The 22,647-nt window shown below is 61.4% G+C and carries 20 protein-coding genes, 2 tRNA genes and 3 rRNA genes; 12 read left to right on the top strand and 13 right to left on the bottom strand.

Annotation, left to right across the window (positions count from 1 at the left end):
- Positions 1-112 precede the first annotated feature (112 nt).
- The 6 genes from AAV94_RS09615 to xseA all read left to right on the top strand — a co-directional run bounded on the left by AAV94_RS09615 (position 113) and on the right by xseA (position 6,880).
- A 16S ribosomal RNA gene (locus AAV94_RS09615) occupies positions 113-1,650 on the top strand.
- Positions 1,651-1,761: 111 nt separating this feature from the next.
- Positions 1,762-1,838: transfer RNA gene (locus tag AAV94_RS09610), tRNA-Ile, on the top strand.
- A 25-nt stretch (positions 1,839-1,863) separates the two neighbouring features.
- Positions 1,864-1,939 (top strand) — tRNA-Ala (locus AAV94_RS09605).
- A gap of 369 nt (positions 1,940-2,308) precedes the next feature.
- Positions 2,309-5,183 (top strand): 23S ribosomal RNA (locus tag AAV94_RS09600).
- 135 nt (positions 5,184-5,318) lie between these two features.
- Positions 5,319-5,431, top strand: a 5S ribosomal RNA gene (gene rrf, locus AAV94_RS09595).
- Together the 16S, 23S and 5S rRNA genes with 2 tRNA genes alongside form the textbook arrangement of a ribosomal RNA operon.
- Positions 5,432-5,536: 105 nt before the next feature.
- Positions 5,537-6,880 (top strand): exodeoxyribonuclease VII large subunit, encoded by a 1,344-nt coding sequence (xseA, locus tag AAV94_RS09590; RefSeq protein WP_046742113.1) that lies wholly within the window; start codon positions 5,537-5,539, stop codon positions 6,878-6,880.
- Between the two features lie 178 nt (positions 6,881-7,058).
- Here xseA and AAV94_RS09585 read toward each other — a convergent pair whose 3' ends face one another.
- The 3 genes from AAV94_RS09585 to metG all read right to left on the bottom strand — a co-directional run bounded on the left by AAV94_RS09585 (position 7,059) and on the right by metG (position 10,865).
- A complete protein-coding gene (locus AAV94_RS09585; RefSeq protein ID WP_046742112.1) occupies positions 7,059-7,637 on the bottom strand; it encodes a transglycosylase SLT domain-containing protein in 579 nt (192 codons plus the stop codon).
- A 330-nt stretch (positions 7,638-7,967) separates the two neighbouring features.
- Entirely contained in the window at positions 7,968-8,471 is a 504-nt protein-coding gene (locus AAV94_RS09580; protein ID WP_046742111.1) for a macro domain-containing protein, read from the bottom strand.
- A gap of 243 nt (positions 8,472-8,714) precedes the next feature.
- Entirely contained in the window at positions 8,715-10,865 is a 2,151-nt protein-coding gene (gene metG, locus AAV94_RS09575) for a methionine--tRNA ligase (RefSeq protein WP_046742110.1), read from the bottom strand.
- Between the two features lie 296 nt (positions 10,866-11,161).
- Between metG and AAV94_RS09570 the strand changes: the two genes are divergently transcribed.
- Genes AAV94_RS09570 through AAV94_RS09560 form a run of 3 tightly spaced genes read left to right on the top strand, consistent with a single transcriptional unit; the run spans position 11,162 to position 13,655 of the window.
- Positions 11,162-11,830, top strand: coding sequence for a YfiR family protein (locus AAV94_RS09570; RefSeq protein ID WP_084824862.1), 669 nt, complete (start codon positions 11,162-11,164; stop codon positions 11,828-11,830).
- Complete coding sequence (locus AAV94_RS09565) at positions 11,827-13,077, top strand: diguanylate cyclase (protein WP_046742108.1); 1,251 nt, start codon at positions 11,827-11,829, stop codon at positions 13,075-13,077. The genes AAV94_RS09570 and AAV94_RS09565 overlap by 4 nt, the downstream gene beginning before the upstream one ends.
- 56 nt (positions 13,078-13,133) lie before the next feature.
- Positions 13,134-13,655 carry an OmpA family protein gene (locus AAV94_RS09560; protein ID WP_046742107.1) on the top strand — a complete coding sequence of 174 codons (522 nt, stop codon included), beginning with the start codon at positions 13,134-13,136 and terminating at the stop codon, positions 13,653-13,655.
- A gap of 57 nt (positions 13,656-13,712) precedes the next feature.
- Here AAV94_RS09560 and AAV94_RS09555 read toward each other — a convergent pair whose 3' ends face one another.
- Positions 13,713-15,065 (bottom strand): anti-phage deoxyguanosine triphosphatase, encoded by a 1,353-nt coding sequence (locus AAV94_RS09555; RefSeq protein ID WP_046742123.1) that lies wholly within the window; start codon positions 15,063-15,065, stop codon positions 13,713-13,715.
- A gap of 106 nt (positions 15,066-15,171) precedes the next feature.
- Between AAV94_RS09555 and AAV94_RS09550 the strand changes: the two genes are divergently transcribed.
- The 3 genes from AAV94_RS09550 to AAV94_RS09540 are packed head-to-tail and all read left to right on the top strand — an operon-like array spanning position 15,172 to position 16,546.
- Positions 15,172-15,708 (top strand): DUF2946 family protein, encoded by a 537-nt coding sequence (locus tag AAV94_RS09550; RefSeq protein WP_046742106.1) that lies wholly within the window; start codon positions 15,172-15,174, stop codon positions 15,706-15,708.
- A gap of 6 nt (positions 15,709-15,714) precedes the next feature.
- Positions 15,715-15,990, top strand: a complete 276-nt coding sequence (locus AAV94_RS09545; protein WP_046742105.1) for a YfhL family 4Fe-4S dicluster ferredoxin — start codon at positions 15,715-15,717, stop codon at positions 15,988-15,990.
- A 40-nt stretch (positions 15,991-16,030) separates the two neighbouring features.
- Positions 16,031-16,546 (top strand): glutathione peroxidase, encoded by a 516-nt coding sequence (locus tag AAV94_RS09540; RefSeq protein ID WP_046742104.1) that lies wholly within the window; start codon positions 16,031-16,033, stop codon positions 16,544-16,546.
- On the opposite strand, the gene ureG is transcribed toward AAV94_RS09540, so the two are convergent.
- The 9 genes from ureG to AAV94_RS09495 are packed head-to-tail and all read right to left on the bottom strand — an operon-like array spanning position 16,536 to position 22,489.
- Positions 16,536-17,159: an urease accessory protein UreG gene (gene ureG / locus AAV94_RS09535; RefSeq protein WP_046742103.1), complete on the bottom strand. Its 624-nt coding sequence runs from the start codon at positions 17,157-17,159 to the stop codon at positions 16,536-16,538. The genes AAV94_RS09540 and ureG overlap by 11 nt on opposite strands.
- Positions 17,160-17,188: 29 nt before the next feature.
- Positions 17,189-17,869: an urease accessory protein UreF gene (locus AAV94_RS09530; protein ID WP_046742102.1), complete on the bottom strand. Its 681-nt coding sequence runs from the start codon at positions 17,867-17,869 to the stop codon at positions 17,189-17,191.
- 5 nt (positions 17,870-17,874) lie between these two features.
- The gene (locus AAV94_RS09525) at positions 17,875-18,138 is read right to left on the bottom strand and encodes a DUF1272 domain-containing protein (protein WP_046742101.1); all 264 of its coding nucleotides are present in this window, start codon (positions 18,136-18,138) and stop codon (positions 17,875-17,877) included.
- A gap of 24 nt (positions 18,139-18,162) precedes the next feature.
- Complete coding sequence (locus AAV94_RS09520; protein ID WP_046742100.1) at positions 18,163-18,711, bottom strand: HupE/UreJ family protein; 549 nt, start codon at positions 18,709-18,711, stop codon at positions 18,163-18,165.
- 51 nt (positions 18,712-18,762) lie between these two features.
- Positions 18,763-19,326: an urease accessory protein UreE gene (gene ureE / locus AAV94_RS09515; protein ID WP_084824861.1), complete on the bottom strand. Its 564-nt coding sequence runs from the start codon at positions 19,324-19,326 to the stop codon at positions 18,763-18,765.
- A gap of 5 nt (positions 19,327-19,331) precedes the next feature.
- Entirely contained in the window at positions 19,332-21,038 is a 1,707-nt protein-coding gene (gene ureC / locus AAV94_RS09510; RefSeq protein WP_046742099.1) for an urease subunit alpha, read from the bottom strand.
- Positions 21,035-21,367, bottom strand: coding sequence for an urease subunit beta (locus AAV94_RS09505; RefSeq protein ID WP_046742098.1), 333 nt, complete (start codon positions 21,365-21,367; stop codon positions 21,035-21,037). The genes ureC and AAV94_RS09505 overlap by 4 nt, the downstream gene beginning before the upstream one ends.
- Before the next feature lie 53 nt (positions 21,368-21,420).
- On the bottom strand, positions 21,421-21,723 hold the full coding sequence (locus AAV94_RS09500; RefSeq protein WP_046742097.1) for an urease subunit gamma: 303 nt from the start codon (positions 21,721-21,723) through the stop codon (positions 21,421-21,423).
- Between the two features lie 34 nt (positions 21,724-21,757).
- A complete protein-coding gene (locus AAV94_RS09495) occupies positions 21,758-22,489 on the bottom strand; it encodes an urease accessory protein UreD (RefSeq protein ID WP_231731338.1) in 732 nt (243 codons plus the stop codon).
- Positions 22,490-22,647: the final 158 nt, after the last annotated feature.

Here is a 22,647-nt window from a genome sequence, read left to right as displayed (position 1 = left end):
CGCTCATGCAAACAGAAGAAGAAGTGTGTAGGCCGAGAAGAGGTTGAGAGATCTTTTTTTAGCTTACAGGTTTACTTCAATTCCGCTTGAGTGAGTGAGTTTTTAAGAGATCGAACTAAAGAGTTTGATCCTGGCTCAGATTGAACGCTGGCGGCATGCTTTACACATGCAAGTCGAACGGCAGCACGGGTGCTTGCACCTGGTGGCGAGTGGCGAACGGGTGAGTAACACATCGGAACATGCCCAGTCGTGGGGGATAACTACTCGAAAGAGTGGCTAATACCGCATGAGATCTACGGATGAAAGCAGGGGACCTTTGGGCCTTGCGCGACTGGAGTGGCCGATGGCAGATTAGGTAGTTGGTGGGGTAAAGGCCTACCAAGCCTGCGATCTGTAGCTGGTCTGAGAGGACGACCAGCCACACTGGGACTGAGACACGGCCCAGACTCCTACGGGAGGCAGCAGTGGGGAATTTTGGACAATGGGCGCAAGCCTGATCCAGCAATGCCGCGTGCAGGACGAAGGCCCTCGGGTTGTAAACTGCTTTTGTACAGAACGAAAAGGGCTGGGTTAATACCCTGGTCTGCTGACGGTACTGTAAGAATAAGCACCGGCTAACTACGTGCCAGCAGCCGCGGTAATACGTAGGGTGCGAGCGTTAATCGGAATTACTGGGCGTAAAGCGTGCGCAGGCGGCTATGCAAGACCGATGTGAAATCCCCGGGCTCAACCTGGGAACTGCATTAGTGACTGCATGGCTGGAGTGCGGCAGAGGGGGATGGAATTCCGCGTGTAGCAGTGAAATGCGTAGATATGCGGAGGAACACCGATGGCGAAGGCAATCCCCTGGGCCTGCACTGACGCTCATGCACGAAAGCGTGGGGAGCAAACAGGATTAGATACCCTGGTAGTCCACGCCCTAAACGATGTCAACTGGTTGTTGGGAATTAACTTTCTCAGTAACGAAGCTAACGCGTGAAGTTGACCGCCTGGGGAGTACGGCCGCAAGGCTAAAACTCAAAGGAATTGACGGGGACCCGCACAAGCGGTGGATGATGTGGTTTAATTCGATGCAACGCGAAAAACCTTACCCACCTTTGACATGTACGGAATCCTTTAGAGATAGAGGAGTGCTCGAAAGAGAGCCGTAACACAGGTGCTGCATGGCTGTCGTCAGCTCGTGTCGTGAGATGTTGGGTTAAGTCCCGCAACGAGCGCAACCCTTGTCATTAGTTGCCATCATTAAGTTGGGCACTCTAATGAGACTGCCGGTGATAAACCGGAGGAAGGTGGGGATGACGTCAAGTCCTCATGGCCCTTATAGGTGGGGCTACACACGTCATACAATGGCCGGTACAAAGGGTCGCGAAGCCGCGAGGTGGAGCCAATCCCATAAAGCCGGTCGTAGTCCGGATCGCAGTCTGCAACTCGACTGCGTGAAGTCGGAATCGCTAGTAATCGTGGATCAGCATGTCACGGTGAATACGTTCCCGGGTCTTGTACACACCGCCCGTCACACCATGGGAGCGGGTTCTGCCAGAAGTAGGTAGCTTAACCGCAAGGAGGGCGCTTACCACGGCGGGGCTCGTGACTGGGGTGAAGTCGTAACAAGGTAGCCGTACCGGAAGGTGCGGCTGGATCACCTCCTTTCTGGAAAAGACAAGCGAAGGCTTGCCAAACGTCCACACTTATCGGTTGTTGGAAGACGAGCTGTTGATTACATCCTGGTGCCGAGGGTTCTGGGTGTGGTTGGTAGTGCTTGGGTCTGTAGCTCAGCTGGTTAGAGCACCGTCTTGATAAGGCGGGGGTCGTTGGTTCGAGCCCAACTAGACCCACCAAGAATCCAATGGATAGAGGATAGTAGGGGGATTAGCTCAGCTGGGAGAGCACCTGCTTTGCAAGCAGGGGGTCGTCGGTTCGATCCCGTCATCCTCCACCAAGAATCGTTGAACACCAAAGGAGCTTTCGCCAAAAGGCGAAGGATTCTTTGTTGTTTGTCGATGGAGATCGATGAATACGGCTGTTCTTTAAAAAATCATAGAGTCGAATCATTGTTGCTGATGGAAAGAGTGCGAAAGTGCTCACCGTGCCATCAGCGGCAAAATTGATTGCGTCAAGAACGAACATGCGGGCGAGGCGAAAGCTGAGCCTGGATGCTTCAAGTAATTGACGATTGTTCTCAGGGCATGCACGCGAGTGCGTGCCTGGCAAGACAAGCGTGAATTACGGCAATAACGCGTTAGAGAAGTTTGCTTGATTGAGATGGCAGAGGGCTTTGTGGTGAGAGCTGCAGAGGCCAAAGTTATAGGGTCAAGTGACTAAGAGCATGTGGTGGATGCCTTGGCGATTACAGGCGATGAAAGACGTGATAGCCTGCGATAAGCTTCGGGGAGCTGGCAAATGAGCATTGATCCGAAGATTTCTGAATGGGGAAACCCACCCGCGAGGGTATCCTTGGCTGAATACATAGGTCAAGGAGGCGAACCTGGGGAACTGAAACATCTAAGTACCCAGAGGAAAAGAAATCAACCGAGATTCCGAAAGTAGTGGCGAGCGAAATCGGAGCAGCCGTCTAGAGATAGCACAGGGGATATTGGAACGCATTGGAAACTGCGGCCATAGTGGGTGATAGCCCCGTACAAGAAAGACCTGTGTGGTACTAAGCTAGAGACAAGTAGGGCGGGACACGTGAAATCCTGTCTGAAGATGGGGGGACCATCCTCCAAGGCTAAATACTCGTAATCGACCGATAGTGAACAAGTACCGTGAGGGAAAGGCGAAAAGAACCCCGGGAGGGGAGTGAAATAGATCCTGAAACCGCATGCTTACAAAAAGTCGGAGCCCTGAAAGGGGTGACGGCGTACCTTTTGTATAATGGGTCAGCGACTTACATTCAGTGGCGAGGTTAACCGAATAGGGGAGCCGAAGAGAAATCGAGTCCGAATAGGGCGTCTAGTCGCTGGGTGTAGACCCGAAACCGAGTGATCTATCCATGGCCAGGTTGAAGGTGCCGTAACAGGTACTGGAGGACCGAACCGACTACTGTTGCAAAAGTAGCGGATGAGCTGTGGATAGGGGTGAAAGGCTAAACAAACTCGGAAATAGCTGGTTCTCTCCGAAAACTATTTAGGTAGTGCCTCAAGTATTACCTGCGGGGGTAGAGCACTGTTTTGGCTAGGGGGTCATGGCGACTTACCAAACCAAGGCAAACTCCGAATACTGCAGAGTAGAGCTTGGGAGACAGTGCACCGGGTGCTAACGTCCGGACACGAGAGGGAAACAACCCAGACCGCCAGCTAAGGTCCCTAAAATTGGCTAAGTGGGAAACGAGGTGGGAAGGCACAGACAGTCAGGATGTTGGCTTAGAAGCAGCCATCATTTAAAGAAAGCGTAATAGCTCACTGATCGAGTCGTCCTGCGCGGAAGATGTAACGGGGCTAAGCCAGTTACCGAAGCTGCGGATGCACAGATAACTGTGCGTGGTAGGAGAGCGTTCTGTAAGCCTGCGAAGGTGGCCTGTGAGGGCTGCTGGAGGTATCAGAAGTGCGAATGCTGACATGAGTAGCGTTAAAGGGGGTGAAAAGCCCCCTCGCCGTAAGCGCAAGGTTTCCTACGCAACGTTCATCGGCGTAGGGTGAGTCGGCCCCTAAGGCGAGGCAGAGATGCGTAGCTGATGGGAAGCAGGTTAATATTCCTGCACCGATTACAAGTGCGATGTGGGGACGGATCTTAATAGGTTATCTGGCTGTTGGAATAGCCAGTTTAGGCAGAAGTAGGCGTGTGTTAGGCAAATCCGGCACACATAAACCGAGGCTGTCGATCGAGCGGGCTTGCCTGCGAAGTAACTGAACGGGGTCCCAGGAAAAGCCACTAAGCTTCAGCTTGTAACGACCGTACCGCAAACCGACACTGGTGCGCGAGATGAGTATTCTAAGGCGCTTGAGAGAACTCTGGAGAAGGAACTCGGCAAATTGACACCGTAACTTCGGGAGAAGGTGTGCCCTAGTAGTGTGAGGTGAACAGCCGAGCATGAATGGGTTGCAAAAAATAGGTGGCTGCGACTGTTTATTAAAAACACAGCACTCTGCAAACACGAAAGTGGACGTATAGGGTGTGACGCCTGCCCGGTGCTGGAAGATTAAATGATGGGGTGCAAGCTCTTGATTGAAGTCCCAGTAAACGGCGGCCGTAACTATAACGGTCCTAAGGTAGCGAAATTCCTTGTCGGGTAAGTTCCGACCTGCACGAATGGCGTAACGATGGCCACACTGTCTCCTCCAGAGACTCAGCGAAGTTGAAATGTTTGTGATGATGCAATCTCCCCGCGGAAAGACGGAAAGACCCCATGAACCTTTACTGTAGCTTTGTATGGGACTTTGAACAGATCTGTGTAGGATAGGTGGGAGGCTTTGAAGGCAGGATGCTAGTTCTGCTGGAGCCGTCCTTGAAATACCACCCTGGTGTGTTTGAGGTTCTAACCTGCGCCCTTGAATCAGGGCGGGGGACAGTGCATGGTAGGCAGTTTGACTGGGGCGGTCTCCTCCTAAAGCGTAACGGAGGAGTTCGAAGGTACGCTAGGTACGGTCGGACATCGTGCTAATAGTGCATAGGCATAAGCGTGCTTGACTGTGAGACTGACAAGTCGAACAGGTACGAAAGTAGGACTAAGTGATCCGGTGGTTCTGTATGGAAGGGCCATCGCTCAACGGATAAAAGGTACTCTGGGGATAACAGGCTGATACCGCCCAAGAGTTCATATCGACGGCGGTGTTTGGCACCTCGATGTCGGCTCATCTCATCCTGGGGCTGAAGTCGGTCCCAAGGGTATGGCTGTTCGCCATTTAAAGAGGTACGTGAGCTGGGTTTAAAACGTCGTGAGACAGTTTGGTCCCTATCTTCCGTGGGCGCTGCAGATTTGAGGGAACCTGCTCCTAGTACGAGAGGACCGGAGTGGACACACCTCTGGTGTACCGGTTGTCACGCCAGTGGCATCGCCGGGTAGCTATGTGTGGACGAGATAACCGCTGAAAGCATCTAAGCGGGAAACTTCTCCCAAGATGAGATCTGCCGGGGCCTTGAGCCCCCTAAAGGGTCGTTGAAGACCACGACGTTGATAGGCTGGGTGTGCAAGTGCAGCAATGCATTGAGCTAACCAGTACTAATTGCCCGTGCGGCTTGACCCTATAACTTTGGTTTCTCACCAACCAACCAAGGCAAACCAACCAACGCGTTGCCTCGCAATCAATTACCATTCGACTCTATGATAGGCTCGCAGCTTGAAACACCAAAACCCTCAAGCCGCAGCCTCACCAGTTATGCCTGATGACTATAGCAGTCTGGTACCACCCCTTCCCATCCCGAACAGGACCGTGAAACAGACTCGCGCCAATGATAGTGCGGATCCCCGTGCGAAAGTAGGTCATCGTCAGGCTCCTACTCCAACAAGCCCCTTGCAATCCCCTTTGCAAGGGGCTTCGTTCTTTCTAATTCCCCCCTCTCGCCTCCGCGCCTCGGGCGACGGCTAAGATCAACAACCATGACGGAACAGACTCATACGCGGGTATGGCCGGTTGGCGCGCTCTGCGTTGCGGTGGCCGATGCTTTGCACGCGCGCTTCAACCCGGTGGCGGTGGAAGGAGAAATCAGTGGATTCTCCCGCGCCGGTAGCGGCCATCTGTACTTTTCCCTGAAGGACGAGACAGGCCAGCTGCGCTGCGCGATGTTTCGTCGCGCTGTGTCTTTGCTGGGTTTTATGCCGCGCGAGGGAGAGCGGGTAGTCGTTCGCGGCCGGCTGGGTGTGTACGAGGCGCGGGGCGATTTGCAGCTTGTCGTGGAGTCGCTGCAGCGGTCCGGTCAAGGCAATCTGTATGAGCAGTTTCTGCAGCTCAAGGAGCAATTGCAGCGTGAAGGGTTGTTTGATCCGGCGCGCAAACGTGTGCCGGTGCCTATTCCCCGCGCAATTGCCGTGGTGACGTCGCCCAACGCAGCAGCTTGGCAGGATGTGGCCACGACGCTGGCACGACGGGCACCTCATGTGCCCGTGCTGCTGTTCCCGGCGCTGGTGCAGGGCGCGCAGGCCCCGGCTGCTTTGTGCGAGGCCTTGTCTCGTCTCTATCGCTACATTGCGGAAGGTTCGTTGTCGGCGCGTGCGGAACAGGGGTCTGCAGTGACGATTGACACGATCTTGCTGGTGCGCGGAGGCGGCTCCATTGAGGACCTGTGGGCGTTCAATGATGCGACGTTGGCGAGGCTGATGGTGAAAAGTCCGGTTCCCATCATCAGCGGGGTGGGCCACGAAACGGATGTGACGATTGCAGACTGGTGTGCAGACGTGCGCGCGCCGACGCCGACCGCCGCCGCGGAGATGGCGGCGATGGATCACGGGGTACTCAGGGCGCGGCTTCAGCAACTTGAGCAGGGACTTGCGCAGGCTCTGGATGGGCAACTCATCGCGCAGCAGCGTCGACTGAAGCAGCTCGCGCAGACATTGGCGCGTCCTGGAGCAGTGTTGAGCCAGCGTGATGCCCGTCTGCGCCTGCTGGCCCAATCGCTGCAGCATTGCCGCCGTCAGTATCTGGAACGGCGCATGCATCTGGTAGACGGGCTGGAGAGCGCGCTGCGGCGTGCGGTACAGCAGTCCGTGCAGGGGCAGCAGAACGTGCTTGCCAGTGTGGCAACGCGGTTGCGGATGCTGGATCCGCAACGGGTTCTGGAACGCGGTTATGCGATTGTTACCAGGCCAGATGGCTGCGTCGTCAAGAATGCTGCGCAATTGCAGACCAGGGATCGCGTCGTGGTGCGTTTTGCCAAGGGGCAGGCACTGCTGCAACGGGTGGATGCCCCCCAGGCCTCGAGCGGTGAGAACGGCGAACTCTTCTAGGGCAGTTGTGCGGTGAGTGATGACGGTACATCGCTTGACGACCGCTGCTGGCAATAGCGATCAGAATCGCCAGAAAAAATCGCGGCATTCGGCGCGGCGCAGCGCGCTTTCCGAAAGGGTTGGCAGACGTGGTTGCCTTGTGCCTCGGCTGGCTACTGCGCCGTGGCGCAGTGCCCACTCAAAACGGCCAGCGCCGCCGCGGCAGGTCGTCACGACAGCCGGCATACTGAGCCGCATAGGTTCGGGCGCGGCTTTCGACGCGGCGCGCCACTGGCAGCAGCCAGGCTTTGCGGGTGTAGCTGCCGCGCCGATAGCCTGTCCAGCCCTCGTGGTAATTGAGGTAATGGCGGTAGGCATCGTTCATGGCGATACCGTTGATCTGCCTGGACTTGTGCATGTACCAGGCGATGAAGTCGACGGAATCAGCAAAGTCGCTGCGGCTGGCAAAACGGTTGCCAGTTTCCTGACGGTATTGCCCCCAGGTACTGTCCAGGGCCTGCGTATAGCCATACGCGGTACTGACACGGCCCCAGGGAATCACGCCCAGCACGTACCGGCGTGGCGGGCGTGCCTTGGCGCGAAACGAAGATTCCTGATACATGATGGCCATCGGCACAAATACCGGCGCGCCCCAGGCGCGCTCAGCATCCTGTGCGGCACGATGCCAGGCGGGGCGATCCTGAAAGATCGCGCAGAGGTTGTCCGGGTTGCGCGGCGGTGCGCTGGTGCAGCCGGCTAACATCGCAACACACAGCATGGCCAGGCAAACGAAGACGATGCGGGGACTGGGTGCCTCCCGTCGGCGATACGTGCCCGAAGCCGAAACACGACACGCAGACGCTGTAATGTTGACGAGTGGTGGCATGAGGAGGATGCGAAGGAATGTGAGCCGGATCTGCAGGTGCGCAGGGTTACCTGTTAACGCCGCAGATTAGCAAAGTTCCTGCTTGCCTCAAAAAAATAAGCCAGCGAATAGCGCTGGCTTGAAGTTGCTTTCATATGCGAGCCGAATGCAGCACGAGGCGGCCCCTTCACAGCGGGTTGCCTTATCGGCCCATCATGACGTGCCGCCGAGTGTCGCTCATCTTCACAGTCCTTCGTCGGCCTGCTCTCCCTTGCGGTAGGTCGCGTAGACCACCACGGGAATTCCCAGGTCCCCCAGATACTGCTCAATCAGCGGGCGCACATCGCTCCATTCCAACCCACCCACACCGGTTGCCAGTCGCGGCAGGGCCAGGCTCTGGATGTTTTCCTGCTTCACGTACTTGGCCAAGCTCTGCAAGGCATGGCGCACGTGCTCTAGCGAGGCTTTACCGGGTTTGGCAGCGGGCCCTTGGCCTATCGTGCCCTGCGTGACGAGATTGACAATGCGGCGTGTTCCGCCTTCGGCCTGAACGCCCACCCAAGGCCAGATTTCTCCGGGTTCAATCGATTTCGAGCGGGTGTGATGGCGAAAGTCCTTGACCAGCGAGGGCCAGCGCTCACGCAATGCCAGTGCCAGGCCGCTGTCGAACGGATCCTGGGGGGAAATGCCGTGTGCCAGCAGTTGCGCCTTGCTCAGCAGGATGTCGCCAGTGACTTCTTTGATCATGCTTTCCTTTCTGGATTTACTGAAATTCTTGTATGTATTCAATGTACCCTGCATTGATGAGGTGTGGACATGGTCTACCTTGCCGCTCACCTACTACCCGAATTGGACTTCGCTGCGCCGATAATTGAAGGATAGTCGGCCTCTCGCACCATGCGTGTGGTGTGCGGAGGACGAAAGAAAGCCCGGCTTGGCCGAGCTTGAAAGCTTGTATGCGTGCGCACTGCGCACTGCGCACCTGAAGCCTTAACGCACACGCATGCCAGGTTGGGCGCCTGCAAAGGGCTCCAGCACGTAAACGCCCGGCACAGATGCCTCGTCCGCGTGGCTAGCAGCCAGCACCATGCCTTCGGAGATGCCGAACTTCATCTTGCGGGGAGCAAGATTGGCCACTACTACCGTCAGCTTGCCGACCAACTGTTCCGGCTTGTAGGCACTGGCAATGCCGCTGAACACGTTGCGCAACCTAGGGGCGCCGTTCTCGTCTTTCTCGCCCACATCCAGCGTGAGGCGCAGGAGTTTGGAGGAGCCTTCAACTGTCTCGCAGTTCACGATACGTGCAATGCGCAAGTCGATTTTGGCAAAGTCGTCAATGGTGATGGTCTCTGCCAGCGGCTCGCCGCCCGGCGCATCGGGATCGACGGCAGGCGCCTTGACTTTGGATGCTGCGGACTTATTGGCGCCCGTGACAGCCGGTGTCGAACCTGCGCTGGCCGCTGGTGGCGCGAACAGCGCGTCAAGCTGCTTTTCGTCCACCCGTTGAATGAGGTGCTTGAAGCTGGCAATGGCGTGGCCTGCCGGCAGCGGTGCATGGACGGCGTCGAAGTCGAAGGCTGGCACCTGCAGGAATCCCTCGACCTGCTCGGCCAGGCGTGGCAACACAGGCTTGAGGTAGATGGTGAGGATGCGAAACGCCTCGATGCAGGTGGTGCACACATCGTGCAGACGTGCATCCTGGCCGGGCGTCTTGGCCAGTTCCCAGGGCTTGTTGGCATCGACGTATTCATTGACGCGGTCGGCCAGGTGCATGACTTCGCGTACTGCGCGGGCGGTGTCGCGCCGCTCGTAGGCGTCGGCAATCTCCGCGGCGCGCGCGCGCAGCGTATCCAGCAGCTGCAGTCCATCGGCCGACGACTGGCCCATCTTGCTGTCGAACCGCTTGGTCAGAAAGCCGACTGCCCGGCTGGCAATGTTGACGTACTTGCCCACGAGATCGGCATTGACGCGCGCCATGAAATCGCCAGCATTGAAGTCGATGTCCTCGTTACGGCCATTGAGCTTTGCTGCGAGATAGTAGCGCAGCCATTCTGGGTTCATGCCCAGGCGCAGGTACTTGAGCGGATCCAGGCCGGTGCCGCGGCTTTTGCTCATTTTCTCGCCATTGTTGACGGTGAGAAACCCATGCACGGCGATGATGTCCGGGGTCTTGCGGCCGCTGAACTTGAGCATGGCCGGCCAGAACAGCGTGTGGAAGGTGATGATGTCCTTACCGATGAAGTGCACCTGTTCCAGCGCGGGATTGGCCATGTAGCTGTCATAGTCCTCACCGCGCCTGTCCAGCAGGTTCTTCAGCGAGGCCAGGTACCCCACGGGCGCGTCGAGCCAGACGTAGAAGTATTTACCCGGTGCATCGGGAATTTCGATGCCGAAGTAGGGCGCATCGCGCGAGATGTCCCAGTCGCCCAGACCTTCGCTGGTCGTGCCATCGGGGTTGGTGCGTACCGTGAACCATTCCTTGATCTTGTTGGCGACTTCGGGCTGCACGTGTCGGCCGTCCTGCGTCCACTCGGTCAGGAATTCAACGCAGCGCGGATCCGACAGCCGGAAGAAGAAGTGCTCGGATTCACGCAGTTCTGGGGTGGCTCCTGACAACGCCGAGTAGGGGGCGATGAGATCGGTGGGCGCGTAGACTGCGCCGCAGACCTCGCAGTTGTCGCCGTACTGGTCCTTGGCATGACAGCGTGGGCATTCGCCCTTGATGAAGCGGTCGGGCAGGAACATGCCCTTGTCCGGATCGAAGAACTGGGCGATGGTGCGCGTCTCGATCAGCCCAGCGGCCTTGAGGTCGCGATAGATGGCCTGTGCCAGTTGGGTATTTTCGGGACTGTGGGTGGAATGCCAGTTGTCATGGCTGATGTGAAAGCCGTCGAGGTACTGCTTGCGCCCGGCGGCGATGTCGGCCACGAATTGTTCGGGCGTCTTGCCGGCCTTCTCGGCGGCGATCATGATGGGAGCGCCGTGCGCATCGTCGGCGCCGACGAAGTCGACCCGGTGCCCGCGCATGCGCTGAAAGCGCACCCAGATGTCGGCCTGGATGTATTCCATGATGTGGCCGATATGGAAGGTACCGTTGGCATACGGCAGGGCAGTGGTGACGAAGATCGTGCGTGAGGTCATGGGATGGAATGGCAGGAAATGCGCGGCGCTGCGGTCCGCTCGCCACCGTTGCGAGGTCAAAGCGCACGGGGCCAATGGCGTGCCATTCTAGGGCCTGTTGGGACTCTACGAGGAGGGCGGCGCTCCGCCCCATCCGTGGAAGCGGCGCATGATGTTCAATCATGCGCTGCGCAGCCAGGGTGTTGTAAATTCCCGCATGGTCGCTGGCCAGAAGCGTGCCCCGCTTCTGTGTGCGCTGGAGGGCTGCACCAGTACCCCGCATACAATCGGCCATCGATCTGCCACCTGGATGCAGGATGCCACTTGCCCTTCACGCGCAACGATCTTCTCGACGTGCCTTCTGCCAACTGCGGCAATGGCGCCTGCGCCAGCGCGTGCGCTGCCGTAGGCTGTGGAGTCACATCGTGCCGCTGATGGTACTGGCTGCAGTGGTGGCTGCGCCGGCGTGGAGCGCCGCGGCTGCTGGCGGTCCGCGGCCAACTGCGGCTGTGGCGGCCGATGCGATCGACGCGCAGCTGGTGGCGCGCGTGGTCTATGGCATCTTGAGTTACACCCACTGGCCGCAGGCACGCAGCCCACGAGTGCTGTGCGCAGTGGGCGACAGCCAGCACGCCGCTGCGCTGGCACCGGACGGTGCAGCCACCATGCAGGCGCGGATACAGTTTCTCAGCGCATCCGTCGAGGAGGTGGTGGCCCAGCAGCCGTGCGATGCGATCTATATCGGCTACCTGCAGCCGTCGCAGTTGCGCGCACTGCTGCATGCAACGGCGGGACACCCGGTCGTTACCATCATGGAGCATTCGCAATACTGTGATGAAGGCGCGATGATCTGCCTGCAGGCGCGCGCACCCGATGCGCTAAGCTTCCAGGTCAACCTGGATGTTGTCTCGCTGAGCGGGGTGCGCGTCAGCCCGCAGGTCCTGAAAATGTCCATCGGGCAGGGCGCCCCGGCCGCAGCGCCATGAACCGGCAGGCGGAAAACGGCCAGAGCCGACCCGTGCGGCTCAAGCGGTTGCTGCGCGTGACGCAGCTGCGGGCGGCGTTGCTCATCGTGGCGGTCACCAGCATCTGCATGATGGCGGCAGGAGTCTGGACGATCGCGCGCTATGCCAACCAGAACTTGCATCTGGTGGGACGTACGCTGGTCTACAACCTGGAAGCGCCGCTGGTATTCGGTGATGCAGTGGCCATCAAGGAGGTGATCGACGAAGTCGCCCGCGCCGAACATCTTGCCAGCGTATGGGTGCTGGATGAAAACAATGCGCTGGTTGGCCGTTATCAGGATGGCAGCCGTGGCGCTGCGGTAGCCGAAGCGCTGGGCGATCTGCTGATGCAGCAGCCACTGGAGCTGCCGGTCCTGCACGATGGAACGCGCATCGGGACGGTGCGCCTGAGTGTGCAGTCGGTCATGCTGGCGCAGTTCCTGATGTTCGGGCTGTTGCTGTTTCTCGCTGCGGTCGTGCTCAGTGCGCTGGTGTCGTCGCAGGTTTCGCGGCGCGTGCAAAGGCGCCTGATGCAGCCCATCGATGAATTGGCGCGCGCCGCGCGTCATATATCCAGGGAGCGGGCCTTTCATCTTCGCGTGCCAGGCTCACCGATTGTCGAGCTCAATGACCTGGCCGGCGACATCAACGTGCTGGTGGGCGAAGTGCAGCAATGGCAAGGCCATGTCGAGAAGGAAAAGCAGCAACTGGCCTATCGCGCCGACCACGATGCCTTGACCGGACTGGGCAATCTGCGCCAATTCGAGCTGGCGATGGCCGAGGCGATGCGCTCGGCCGCATCGGTAGCGGGCGGTTTTGCCCTGCTGTTCATCGACTGCGATAATTTCAAGGCGATCAATGATCGGTTCGGGCACGCAGCCGGTGACCGGGTGTTGGTGGAGATTGCGCGGCGTTTGCGCAAAAGCGCAAGGGCAAGTGACAGGGTCATGCGCATGGGCGGCGACGAGTTCGCTGTCATCATGCAGAACGTCTATGCGCCCGAGCGGGCGCTGCGCGCTGCCATCGCGGTACGGCAGCGCATTGCAGGAGATGTGCTGGTAGAGGACGAGGAAGCAGGCGCGCGCGTGCGCCCGTCGGTCAGCATCGGCGTGGCGTTGTTCCCCCAGCATGGTCGCGGCATTGCAGAGCTCAAGAAAGCAGCGGATCGGGCGATGTACGAGGCCAAGCAAAGCCAGTTTGGCGCGCGGGTCAGGCTGGCCAGGCCGTAGAGTCAGCGCGCGCGCTGTGCCCGTGCAGCCCCACTTTTCAAATCAGGAGAATAGTTATGCAAGTGCACTGGATACGTCGAATCGTTCACGGCTTCTGGCTGCTTGTCTTGGCAGCGGGACTTGCCGCTTGCCAGAGCGTGCCGGAGCCGGTGCTGCGCGCGGGCCTGACACCAGAGCAGGTGCAGGCGCTCGAACACGAGGGCTTTGCCTTTACGGAAGACGAATCCGCGATGACGCTGGATCTGTCGGGACGCATGATGTTCGAGCTGGACTCGTTTGCCATTCCGCCTGATACCCAGGCCGTGATCGATCGCATCACCGATGCCCTGCTTGCCATTGGCATCACTGCGGTACGGCTCGATGGGCATACCGACAACCTGGGCGATCCGGCGTACAACCTGCGTCTGTCCGAACTGCGCGCGCAAGCGGTGGCGCGGGCTATGGCTGCCCGAGGCTTTGACAGCGCGCGCATCGAGATCCGCGCGCTCGGGGATACGCGTCCCATTGCCAGCAACGCGACCGAAGAAGGTCGCGCTGCCAACCGCCGCGTCTCGCTGGTGGTCAGCGGCGCACTCTGATGGCCAGCTGCAGGCGCGCGGAGGGCGGCTGCCGCCAGGGCTGATACCGTCAGCGGGTCACACCCCCTGTAGCGTAGCCATTGGCGCCGCAAACAGCCGGCCATAGCGGCGCGTGGCATCGGTGTCGGTCATGCTGGCCACGAAGTCGCAGACCGTGCGTTGCAGCGGCGCGCCGCTGCGCAACAGGTGTTGATGCTCCAGAGGCAGCAGGCGTTGCGGATTGTCCAGCAGGACCTGAAACAGCTGCAGGACGATCTGCTGGCCCTTGAACTCCAGCTCCTGCAGCTGTGGCCGCAGGATGACGTACTGCATGACGAAATCCTTGAGCAGCTGCAGAAAATCTTGCGCGCTGCCGTCCATGCGGGCCTGCAGATCCAGCATCGGGCTGGCAAAAAGGCGCTGTTCAACCACGTGTACATGCCCGATCAGAAAGTTCACTAGGCGGCTGATGGCGTGTTTGCGTGGCTTGTCGCCTCCCAGAAACAGCTGCGAAGTGGCAAAGTGCAGCAGGGCATCGAAACGCTGGCGGGCAGGCGCATCCTCCCAGACGAGCGCCTGAGCCGGATCGACCACCTGCGCCTGCCAGTCCGCCCGGCTGATCAGGCGCAGGGCGATCGCATCCTCCAGATCGTGCACGCCATAGGCGATGTCATCGGCCAGTTCCATGATGGAGGTGTCGAACGCCTTGTAGCGTGTGCGTCCATGGCCAACGCCCTGCGGCGGAAAGTCGAGGGTGCGAAACAGCGCGCGATCGGAGGGCGAGAATGGCGCCAGAATCCATGCGAGGATGTCCCCTTCCTCATCATGGATGCACTTGGGTGGCTTGCAAGGCGTTGCACGCGTGCGGCGTTGATCGTTTGACGCTGTCGTATTCGGGTAGCGCGCCACGTCGCGGTGCAGTGCGGGATACTTGAGTACGCCAAGCAAGGTCCTGCGCGTCAGATCCAGACCATGGGATTCGGAATACTCGCCCAGTCGGGTGGCGATGCGCAAGGTCTGCCCGTTGCCTTCGAAGCCGCCGAAGTCCCGCATGATGCCGTTGAGCGCTGCCTCGCCACCATGGCCAAACGGCGGATGGCCCAGGTCGTGCGCCAGGCAGATCGCCTCCATCAGCATCGGCGAGGGCAGCTGCGCGGCATACTGCGGCTGGGCCTGCTGCAGGTGCAGCACGATGCCGGAGCCCAGCTGGGCAACCTCCAGGGAGTGCGTCAGCCGGGTGCGGTAGAAGTCCCCGTCTCCAAGGTGGTGCACCTGGGTTTTCGACTGCAGCCGGCGAAACGCCGCGCAGTGGATCAGACGCGCACGGTCACGCTGGAACTGCGCGTCCGCGGTCTGCGCATTGAACTGGCCCGCAACATGCCCCTCGTCACTGTGGCGTTTGCGTTCGGTCCAGGCGGAAGATTCAGGCATGGCAGGCAGCTCCTTGGGCAATCGGTGATTGTAGAAGTAGGTCAGAAGCGCGGTCGAAAACCCGCAGGCGCTGGCAGTCAAGTGGGCATGACGGCACAATGCGGGCATGGATGAAGTTGTCAAGCAAGCGATGGCGAAATGGCCCAACGTGCCAGCCTGCACCGGCTGGTTGGGTCTGGATGCCCGTGGGCAATGGTTCATGCGTGACGAGGCAACGCAGGCGGCAGGACCGTTTCCGGCAGCCAAGGGCGTGTTGCTGGAGCATGCAGGGCTGATTGCCTTCATCGGTCGCAACTATGGTTGTGATGCGCAGGGCCGCTGGTTTTTCCAGAATGGTCCGCAGCGCGTGTTTGTCGAACTGGAGGCCGTACCATGGGTTCTACGGGTGGCGCCGGACGGGCAGTTGACGACGCACACCGGCCGCAGTGTGGCGTTTGTCGAGAGTCTGGAAGATGAGGCCGGCAGGCTCTACGTGGTTACCGACGCAGGGCTCGGGCTGGTGCACAGCCAGGACGTGCTGGCCTATAGCGAACACGCTGAGCGTGCGCCAGGTTGGCTGCCACAGCATCAGGTGGCATTTGCGCAGCTGCCTGAGCGCTACGGCTTTGTGCGCAGCCCGCATGCACAATCCAGCAAGGAGTGAGCAGCCATGGCCCTGATGATTACCGACGAATGCATCAACTGCGATGTGTGCGAACCGGAATGCCCGAACGATGCCATCTCCATGGGCGAGCTGTATTACGAAATCGATCCGCTGCGCTGCACCGAATGCGTCGGCCATTTCGATACGCCGCAGTGTGTCGAGATCTGTCCGGTCGCGTGCATCCCGGTCAATCCTGCACATGTCGAGTCGCACGAGACGCTTTGGCAGAAGTTCGAGCGCCTGCACCGCGAGCGCGAAGCGGCGCAGCCGTCCTCGGCATAACGCCGCCCTGCCGGAGACAGCGGTGCCACAGCACTTCCCCATGACAGCCTTCGACTTCACTGTAATGGCCGGCGATGGTTCGGCACATCCCCTGTCGCAGTACCGCGGCAAGGTACTGCTGATCGTCAACATTGCCACCGAATGCGGACTGAAGCCACAGCTGGTCGGCCTGGAGGGGCTGTGGCGTACCTTCGGACCACAGGGTCTGCAGGTGCTGGGGTTTCCCTGCAACCAGTTCATGGGGCAGGAGCCGCGCGACGCTGGCGAAGTCGCCGCCTTCTGCGCGGTCAACTATGGCGTGACCTTTCCGCTGATGGCCAAGGTCTTGGTCAATGGACCGGATGCCGATCCGCTGTACCAATGGCTGACCGCACAACGGCGCGGCCTGCTGGGCAACCGGCGCATTCTCTGGAACTACGCCAAGTTCCTGATCGGGCGCGATGGCCTGGTGCGGCGGCGTTTTGCACCGACGACCAAGCCAGAGCATCTGGTGCGACCGATTCGTGCGGCTTTGGCTGCTGCCACCCCGCAGGACGGCAAGTCGACTAGACGGTGACTCTGAGCATGCCCTTCTCGACAATGAAGTCGATCAGCTTCTGCAGGCCTTCGCCGGTCTTGAGGTTGGTGAAGGCCCAGGGACGATCCGGGCGCATGCGGCGCGTGTCGCGCTCCATCACCTCCAGACTGGCGCCCACATAGGGGGCCAGATCGATCTTGTTGATCACGAGAAAGTCCGAGCGCGTGATGCCGGGCCCGCCCTTGCGGGGGATTTTTTCGCCTTCGGCCACGTCGATGACGTAGACGGTCAGATCCGCCAGCTCCGGGCTGAAGGTGGCACTCAGGTTGTCGCCGCCGCTTTCGACGAAGACCACATCCAGATTGCCGAACTTGCGCGCCAGCTCTTCGACCGCGGCAAGATTCATCGAGGCATCCTCACGAATCGCTGTATGCGGGCAGCCGCCGGTCTCGACGCCGACGATGCGCTCGGCAGGCAGCGCCCCGGCCTCGGTGAGGATGCGCTGGTCTTCCTTGGTGTAGATGTCGTTGGTGACCACGGCGATTTCGTAGTCATCGCGCATGGCTTTGCACAGCGCCTCCAGCAGAGCGGTCTTGCCCGAGCCGACTGGGCCGCCGACGCCGACGCGCAAAGGTTGTTGGTAGTCCTGCATGATGTGTTCCTTGGAGAGAGTGAGTGGGGTCAGGAGCGAAACAGCCGGCTGTACTGCGTCTCGTGGCATGCCGAGGCGATGGCCGCCAGCGGCAGGCCGGAACCGATGGCATCGTCGGCCAGCGACAGTGCCTGGTCCAGGCCACTGGCCAGTTGCTCGCCCAGTTCCGCCAGCAGTGTCTGCGCGGCTTGCTGGCCAAATGGCACCAGCTTGACGCCTGCCATCACGGCGCCTTCCAGCCAGCCAAAGCCATAGGCCAGCATCAGCGCGCGCACCGGCATCTGCCAGTGGGCACCGAGGTAGGCCATGGCGCTGCACTGGCTGATGCTGGCTGCGCACAGCCAGGTGGCCCTGTCCGCCGCGAACAGCTGCCAGCCCTGCAGCATGCGCGCCAGCGCCGCACCGCGCTGGCGCTCCTCGGTGCGCAGTTCCAGCGTTTCGCGGTTGGCAATGAGAAACTGGCTCCATCGTTCGAAGTCCGCCAGATCCGCGCGGGCTGCGGCCGCGTGCAGGCGCTGCAGCACGGGCCAGTCCAGATGCACCAGTGTCTGCGCGATCTGCTCCTGTTGCCACACCTTGAAGCCCTCGGTATCGCGCACCCAGCCCGCCTCCACGGCCCATTCAAGCCCCTGTGAATAGGTAAAGCCGCCGACCGGCAGCGTGGAGCTGGCCAGTTGCAGCATGCGAAGCTGGTGCAGGGCCTGTGCCATACGGGTTAGCCAGAATGATCCGTCACAGTGGGAGGGCAGCCTTCTGCGCGGAAGATGCGCGTGGTCGAGGCCGGGTTGTTCGCCAGCGTTTGCCATGGCCGACGGGGCCGGGCGACCAGTTCGCCACCGCAGTTGGGGCATCGGCCCTGCAGGCGCGTGTCTGCGCACGCGGCGCAAAAGGTGCATTCAAAGCTGCAGATGCGCGCATTGGTGGCATCGGGCGGCAAGTCCCGGTCACAACATTCGCAGCGTGGACGCGTGGCCAACATCGGACGGCTCGCCGGCGCGGGGCGTTACCCGGCCAGGGCGGCAGCGGCGAAGGCCACCAGCCCACCCCCGGCGAGCTGGCGCACGCGCGGGTGACGCGCCAGCAGGCTGCCGATGCCAAAGCCAGCGGCCAGCACCAGGGCGCTGGCGGCGACAAAGCCCATCGTGAACAGCCAGAAGCCGTGCGGATCGGCCTCCACACCGTGGGCCCAGCCGTGTGCCAGGGCCAGCAGCGGCATCAGTGCGGCCAGCGCGATCTGACGACGTGGCAGCAGCAGCGCGATGCCGGCAATGAGCAACGAGCCGACGATCACGGCCTCCATGCCGATGAAACTGCCCAGCTGCCGGCCAGCGACGGCACCGAGGAACATGGCCGCCAGCGTGGCCAGCGGCAGAACCAGGCGCCGGCCAGTGACAGCCGCCAGCAGGCCGGTGCCCAGCAGCATCAGCAGGTGGTCAAGCCCGGTGATGGGATGCAGCAGGCCTTCCTGTAAGGCACCATGATGACCATGGCCAGGGTGCGCAAGAACGGGCGCTGCAACAAGTGCGAGCAAAAGGGGCAAGTAGCGTTTCATGGGAAGCTCCAGAAAATGGCGGAAAAATCGTGAGGGGGATATGGCGGTGCGTCAGTGGCGGTGTGCGTGGCCTTGGTGGTCGTCGTCATGTGCATGGTCGTCATCTGCGTGCCCGTGGTGGTGGCCGTGCGGCGCGCTCTGGTAGGCCCCGGCTTCGGGTTCGAACGGGGCCTGTTCGGCAATGACCGTCAGGCCCATTTGCCGCACCATGTCATCGAGCACGTGGTCGTGCTGATAGCGCACGAAGCCCTCGCCCAGCTGCAGCGGCACGTGCCGGTTGCCCAGATGGTAGGCGCAGCGCGCCAGCAGCAGCGCATCGCTGCAGTGCACGGTCGAAACGGCCTCGGCGGCGGCGCTGATGCGCAGTATCAGCCGGCCGTCGCTGCTGGCAATGTGATCGCCATCTCGCAGGATCTGGCCGCGGTCAAGGATGAAGCCCGCCTCGCCGCCATCGTCGAGGCAAATGCGTGCGCGGCTCTTGATGCGCAGCGCAAGCGGCAGGCTGGCGGTGTGGGTGGGTCGCAGTGCGTGTGCAGCCGCCTTTGCAATGCGCAGGCGCCTGGTGAACAGCGGCAGAGTGGTGTCCGCCGGCGGGGCGAAGGAGGTCGTCGACATTGGATTCAGAACAGGAAATAGCGCTGCGCCATCGGCAGCGTGCTGGCGGGCTCGCAGGTCAGCAGTTCGCCGTTGGCGCGTACTTCATAGGTCTGCGGGTCGACATGGATGTCCGGCCGCAAGCTGTTGTGCACCATATCGGCCTTGGTGACCATGCGGCAGTCCCGCGCTACGCCGATACGGCTTTGCAGCCGCAGCTGCGCAGCGACATTGGCATCGATGGCCGCCTGCGGCAGAAAGCTCATGCGCGTGGCGTGGCGCGCCGCGCCCAGTGCGCCAAACATGGGGCGATAGCGCACCGGTTGGGGCGTGGGAATGGAGGCGTTGGGATCGCCCATCGGGGCGGTGGCAATCATCCCGCCCTTGACGACCAGCGCGGGCTTGACGCCAAAGAATGCGGGTGACCAGACCACCAGGTCAGCCAGCTTGCCCACTTCGACAGAGCCCACTTCATGCGCAATGCCGTGGGTGATGGCCGGGTTGATGGTGTACTTGGCGATGTAGCGCTTGACGCGAAAGTTGTCGCTGCCGCTGGCTGCGTCCTCGGGCAGGGGGCCGCGCTGCAGCTTCATCTTGTGCGCCACCTGCCAGGTGCGCAGCACCACCTCGCCGACGCGGCCCATGGCCTGCGAGTCCGACGACGTCATGCTGAAGGCGCCGATGTCATGCAGAATGTCCTCGGCGGCGATGGTCTCGCGGCGGATGCGGCTTTCCGCAAAGGCCACGTCCTCGGCGATGGCAGCGTCCAGGTGGTGACAGACCATCAGCATGTCCAGATGCTCGTCGACGGTGTTGACCGTGTAGGGCAGCGTGGGGTTGGTCGAGGAGGGCAGGATGTTGGGGTGCGCGCAGGCGGCAATGATGTCCGGCGCATGGCCGCCGCCAGCGCCTTCGGTGTGGAAGGTGTGGATGGTGCGTCCGGCAATGGCTGCCAGCGTGTCTTCCAGGAAGCCGCCTTCGTTGAGCGTATCGGTGTGGATGGCCACCTGCACGTCCATCTCGTCGGCCACGCCGAGGCACGTGTCGATGGCTGCCGGTGTCGAGCCCCAGTCCTCGTGCAGCTTCAGCCCGATCACGCCGGCTGCCACCTGCTCGCGCAGTGCCTGTGGGTTGGAGACGTTGCCCTTGCCCAGCAGTCCGATGTTGACCGGCAGGCTGTCGGCGGCCTGCAGCATGCGCGCGATGTTCCAGGGGCCGGGCGTGCAGGTCGTGGCGCTGGTGCCGGCGGCCGGCCCGGTGCCGCCGCCGATCATCGTGGTGACGCCTGAAGTCAGCGCTTCCTCGGCCTGCTGCGGGCAGATGAAGTGGATGTGCGCGTCGATGCCGCCGGCAGTCACGATCTTGCCTTCGGCGGCAATGATTTCGGTGGCCGCGCCGATGGGAATGGTCACGCCGGGCTGGATGTCCGGGTTGCCGGCCTTGCCGATGGCGGCGATACGGCCATGCTTGACGCCGATGTCGGCCTTGACGATGCCCCAGTGGTCAATGATCAGTGCGTTGGTCAGCACCAGGTCCATGGCCTCGTCGGCCAGCATCTGGCCCTGACCCATGCCGTCGCGGATCACCTTGCCGCCGCCGAACTTGACCTCTTCGCCGTAGACGGTGAAGTCCTGCTCGACCTGCACCCACAACTCCGTGTCGGCCAAGCGCAGGCGGTCGCCGGTGGTGGGGCCGAACATGTCGGCGTAGGCCTGTCTGGAGAGCGTGCTCATGCCCGGGCCTCCCCATTGCTGGTGTCCAGCGCCCCCATGACTGCACCGCGAAAACCATGAACCTGGCGCTTGCCACCCAGCGCCACCAGCGTGACCTGGCGGGCTTGGCCGGGCTCGAACCGCACCGCCGTGCCGGCGGCAATGTCGAGCCGGAAGCCGCGGGCGCGTTCGCGCTCGAACACCAGCGCCGGATTGACTTCGTAGAAATGGAAGTGGGAGCCGACCTGCACGGGCCGGTCGCCATGGTTGGCCACCGTCAGTGTCACCGTCTCGCGCCCGGCATTCAGGGCCACGTCACCTGACTGGACCTGGACTTCGCCTGGAATCATGGGGAAACTCCTTCGCGTTGCGCAAATGGCTGAAACGCACCAAATCGGTGCAGCTACACAATGGGGCTGTGAACTGTCACCAATTTGGTGCCGTCGGGGAAGGTCGCTTCGACCTGCACGTCTGCAATCATTTCCGGCACGCCCTCCATGACCTGCTCGCGCGTGAGGACGTGGCGGCCTGCCTCCATCAACTCGGCCACGGTACGGCCATCGCGCGCACCTTCCAGAATGCTGGCGGAGATCAGTGCGACGGCCTCGGGGTAGTTGAGCTTGAGCCCGCGCGCGAGGCGGCGTTCGGCAACGAGTGCGGCAGTAAAGATCAGCAGCTTGTCTTTCTCACGTGGCGTCAGTTCCATGACGGGCGTCCTTCGGTCATTCGCAGAGTGGGCATCAGGTCGACCAGATGCGAGGAGGGCAGGGCGGCAGTGCCAGCAGTGCAGGGCGCAATGCTCTCCAGAGCTGCTGCAGGGCGCTCTGCAGGGTCAGATTGTCGCTGCCCAGCAGGCGCACCACCAGCAAGCCGTCCATCAGGGTCGCGCCGGCCAGCAGGGCAGGCTGGCCGCGCTGCCGCGGCAAGGCAGCAAGCACGTTGCGGGCCAGCTCCAGTGCGCCATCATGGGCCGGTGTGGCGACCATCGTCGCAGCCAGCGGCTGTTCGCCCAGCTTGGCCAGATCGCCGCCTTCGATGCGCAGGCGTTCATGCAGCAGGGGCAGGCCATCGCGCCACAGCTGCAGCCGCGTGCCGATACGGCCGAGGTCAAAGCGCTCCTGCAGCACCGGGCGGCCAAGGCACAGGGTCTCCCAGGCGATCAACCGCGCACCAGAGGCGAGGTCGAAGCGGGTATCGAGGGCGGCCACGGCGCCGGGAAAGAAGATGCTGTCCTGCGGCAGCCATTCCAGTGTGCTGCCTGCCTGCAGCAAAAAGTGTTGCGAGAGCTCGGCCTGCGCGCCGTTGCTGCGGTAGAACTTGGTTGCTCCCGGCATGGTCAGCAACGCGTGTGCGCCGTCTGCGAGCTGCGTCTGCAGGCTCAGCCGGTCACCGCCGACGATGCCGCCTGGTGGGTGCAGCAGGTAGGTATGGCAGGCCCCGCCTTCGGGATAGAAGGGGCGCTGCACCAACATGGGGCCCTGATGTTGCTTGTGCGTCAGTACCGTGCGTCCGGCCTGCATGGCAAAGCGCAGCTGCAGCGATGCTGCCCACCCTGCTTCACCATCAGGGCATACGTCGCCGCGTTGCGCAGACGGCGCGGCTGCAGGCGAAAGAGCACTGGCAGCACTTG

The organism is Lampropedia cohaerens (genome assembly GCF_001005215.1).
Lineage (GTDB): Bacteria > Pseudomonadota > Gammaproteobacteria > Burkholderiales > Burkholderiaceae_C > Lampropedia > Lampropedia cohaerens.
This window is presented reverse-complemented; position numbering and strand designations above follow the sequence as displayed.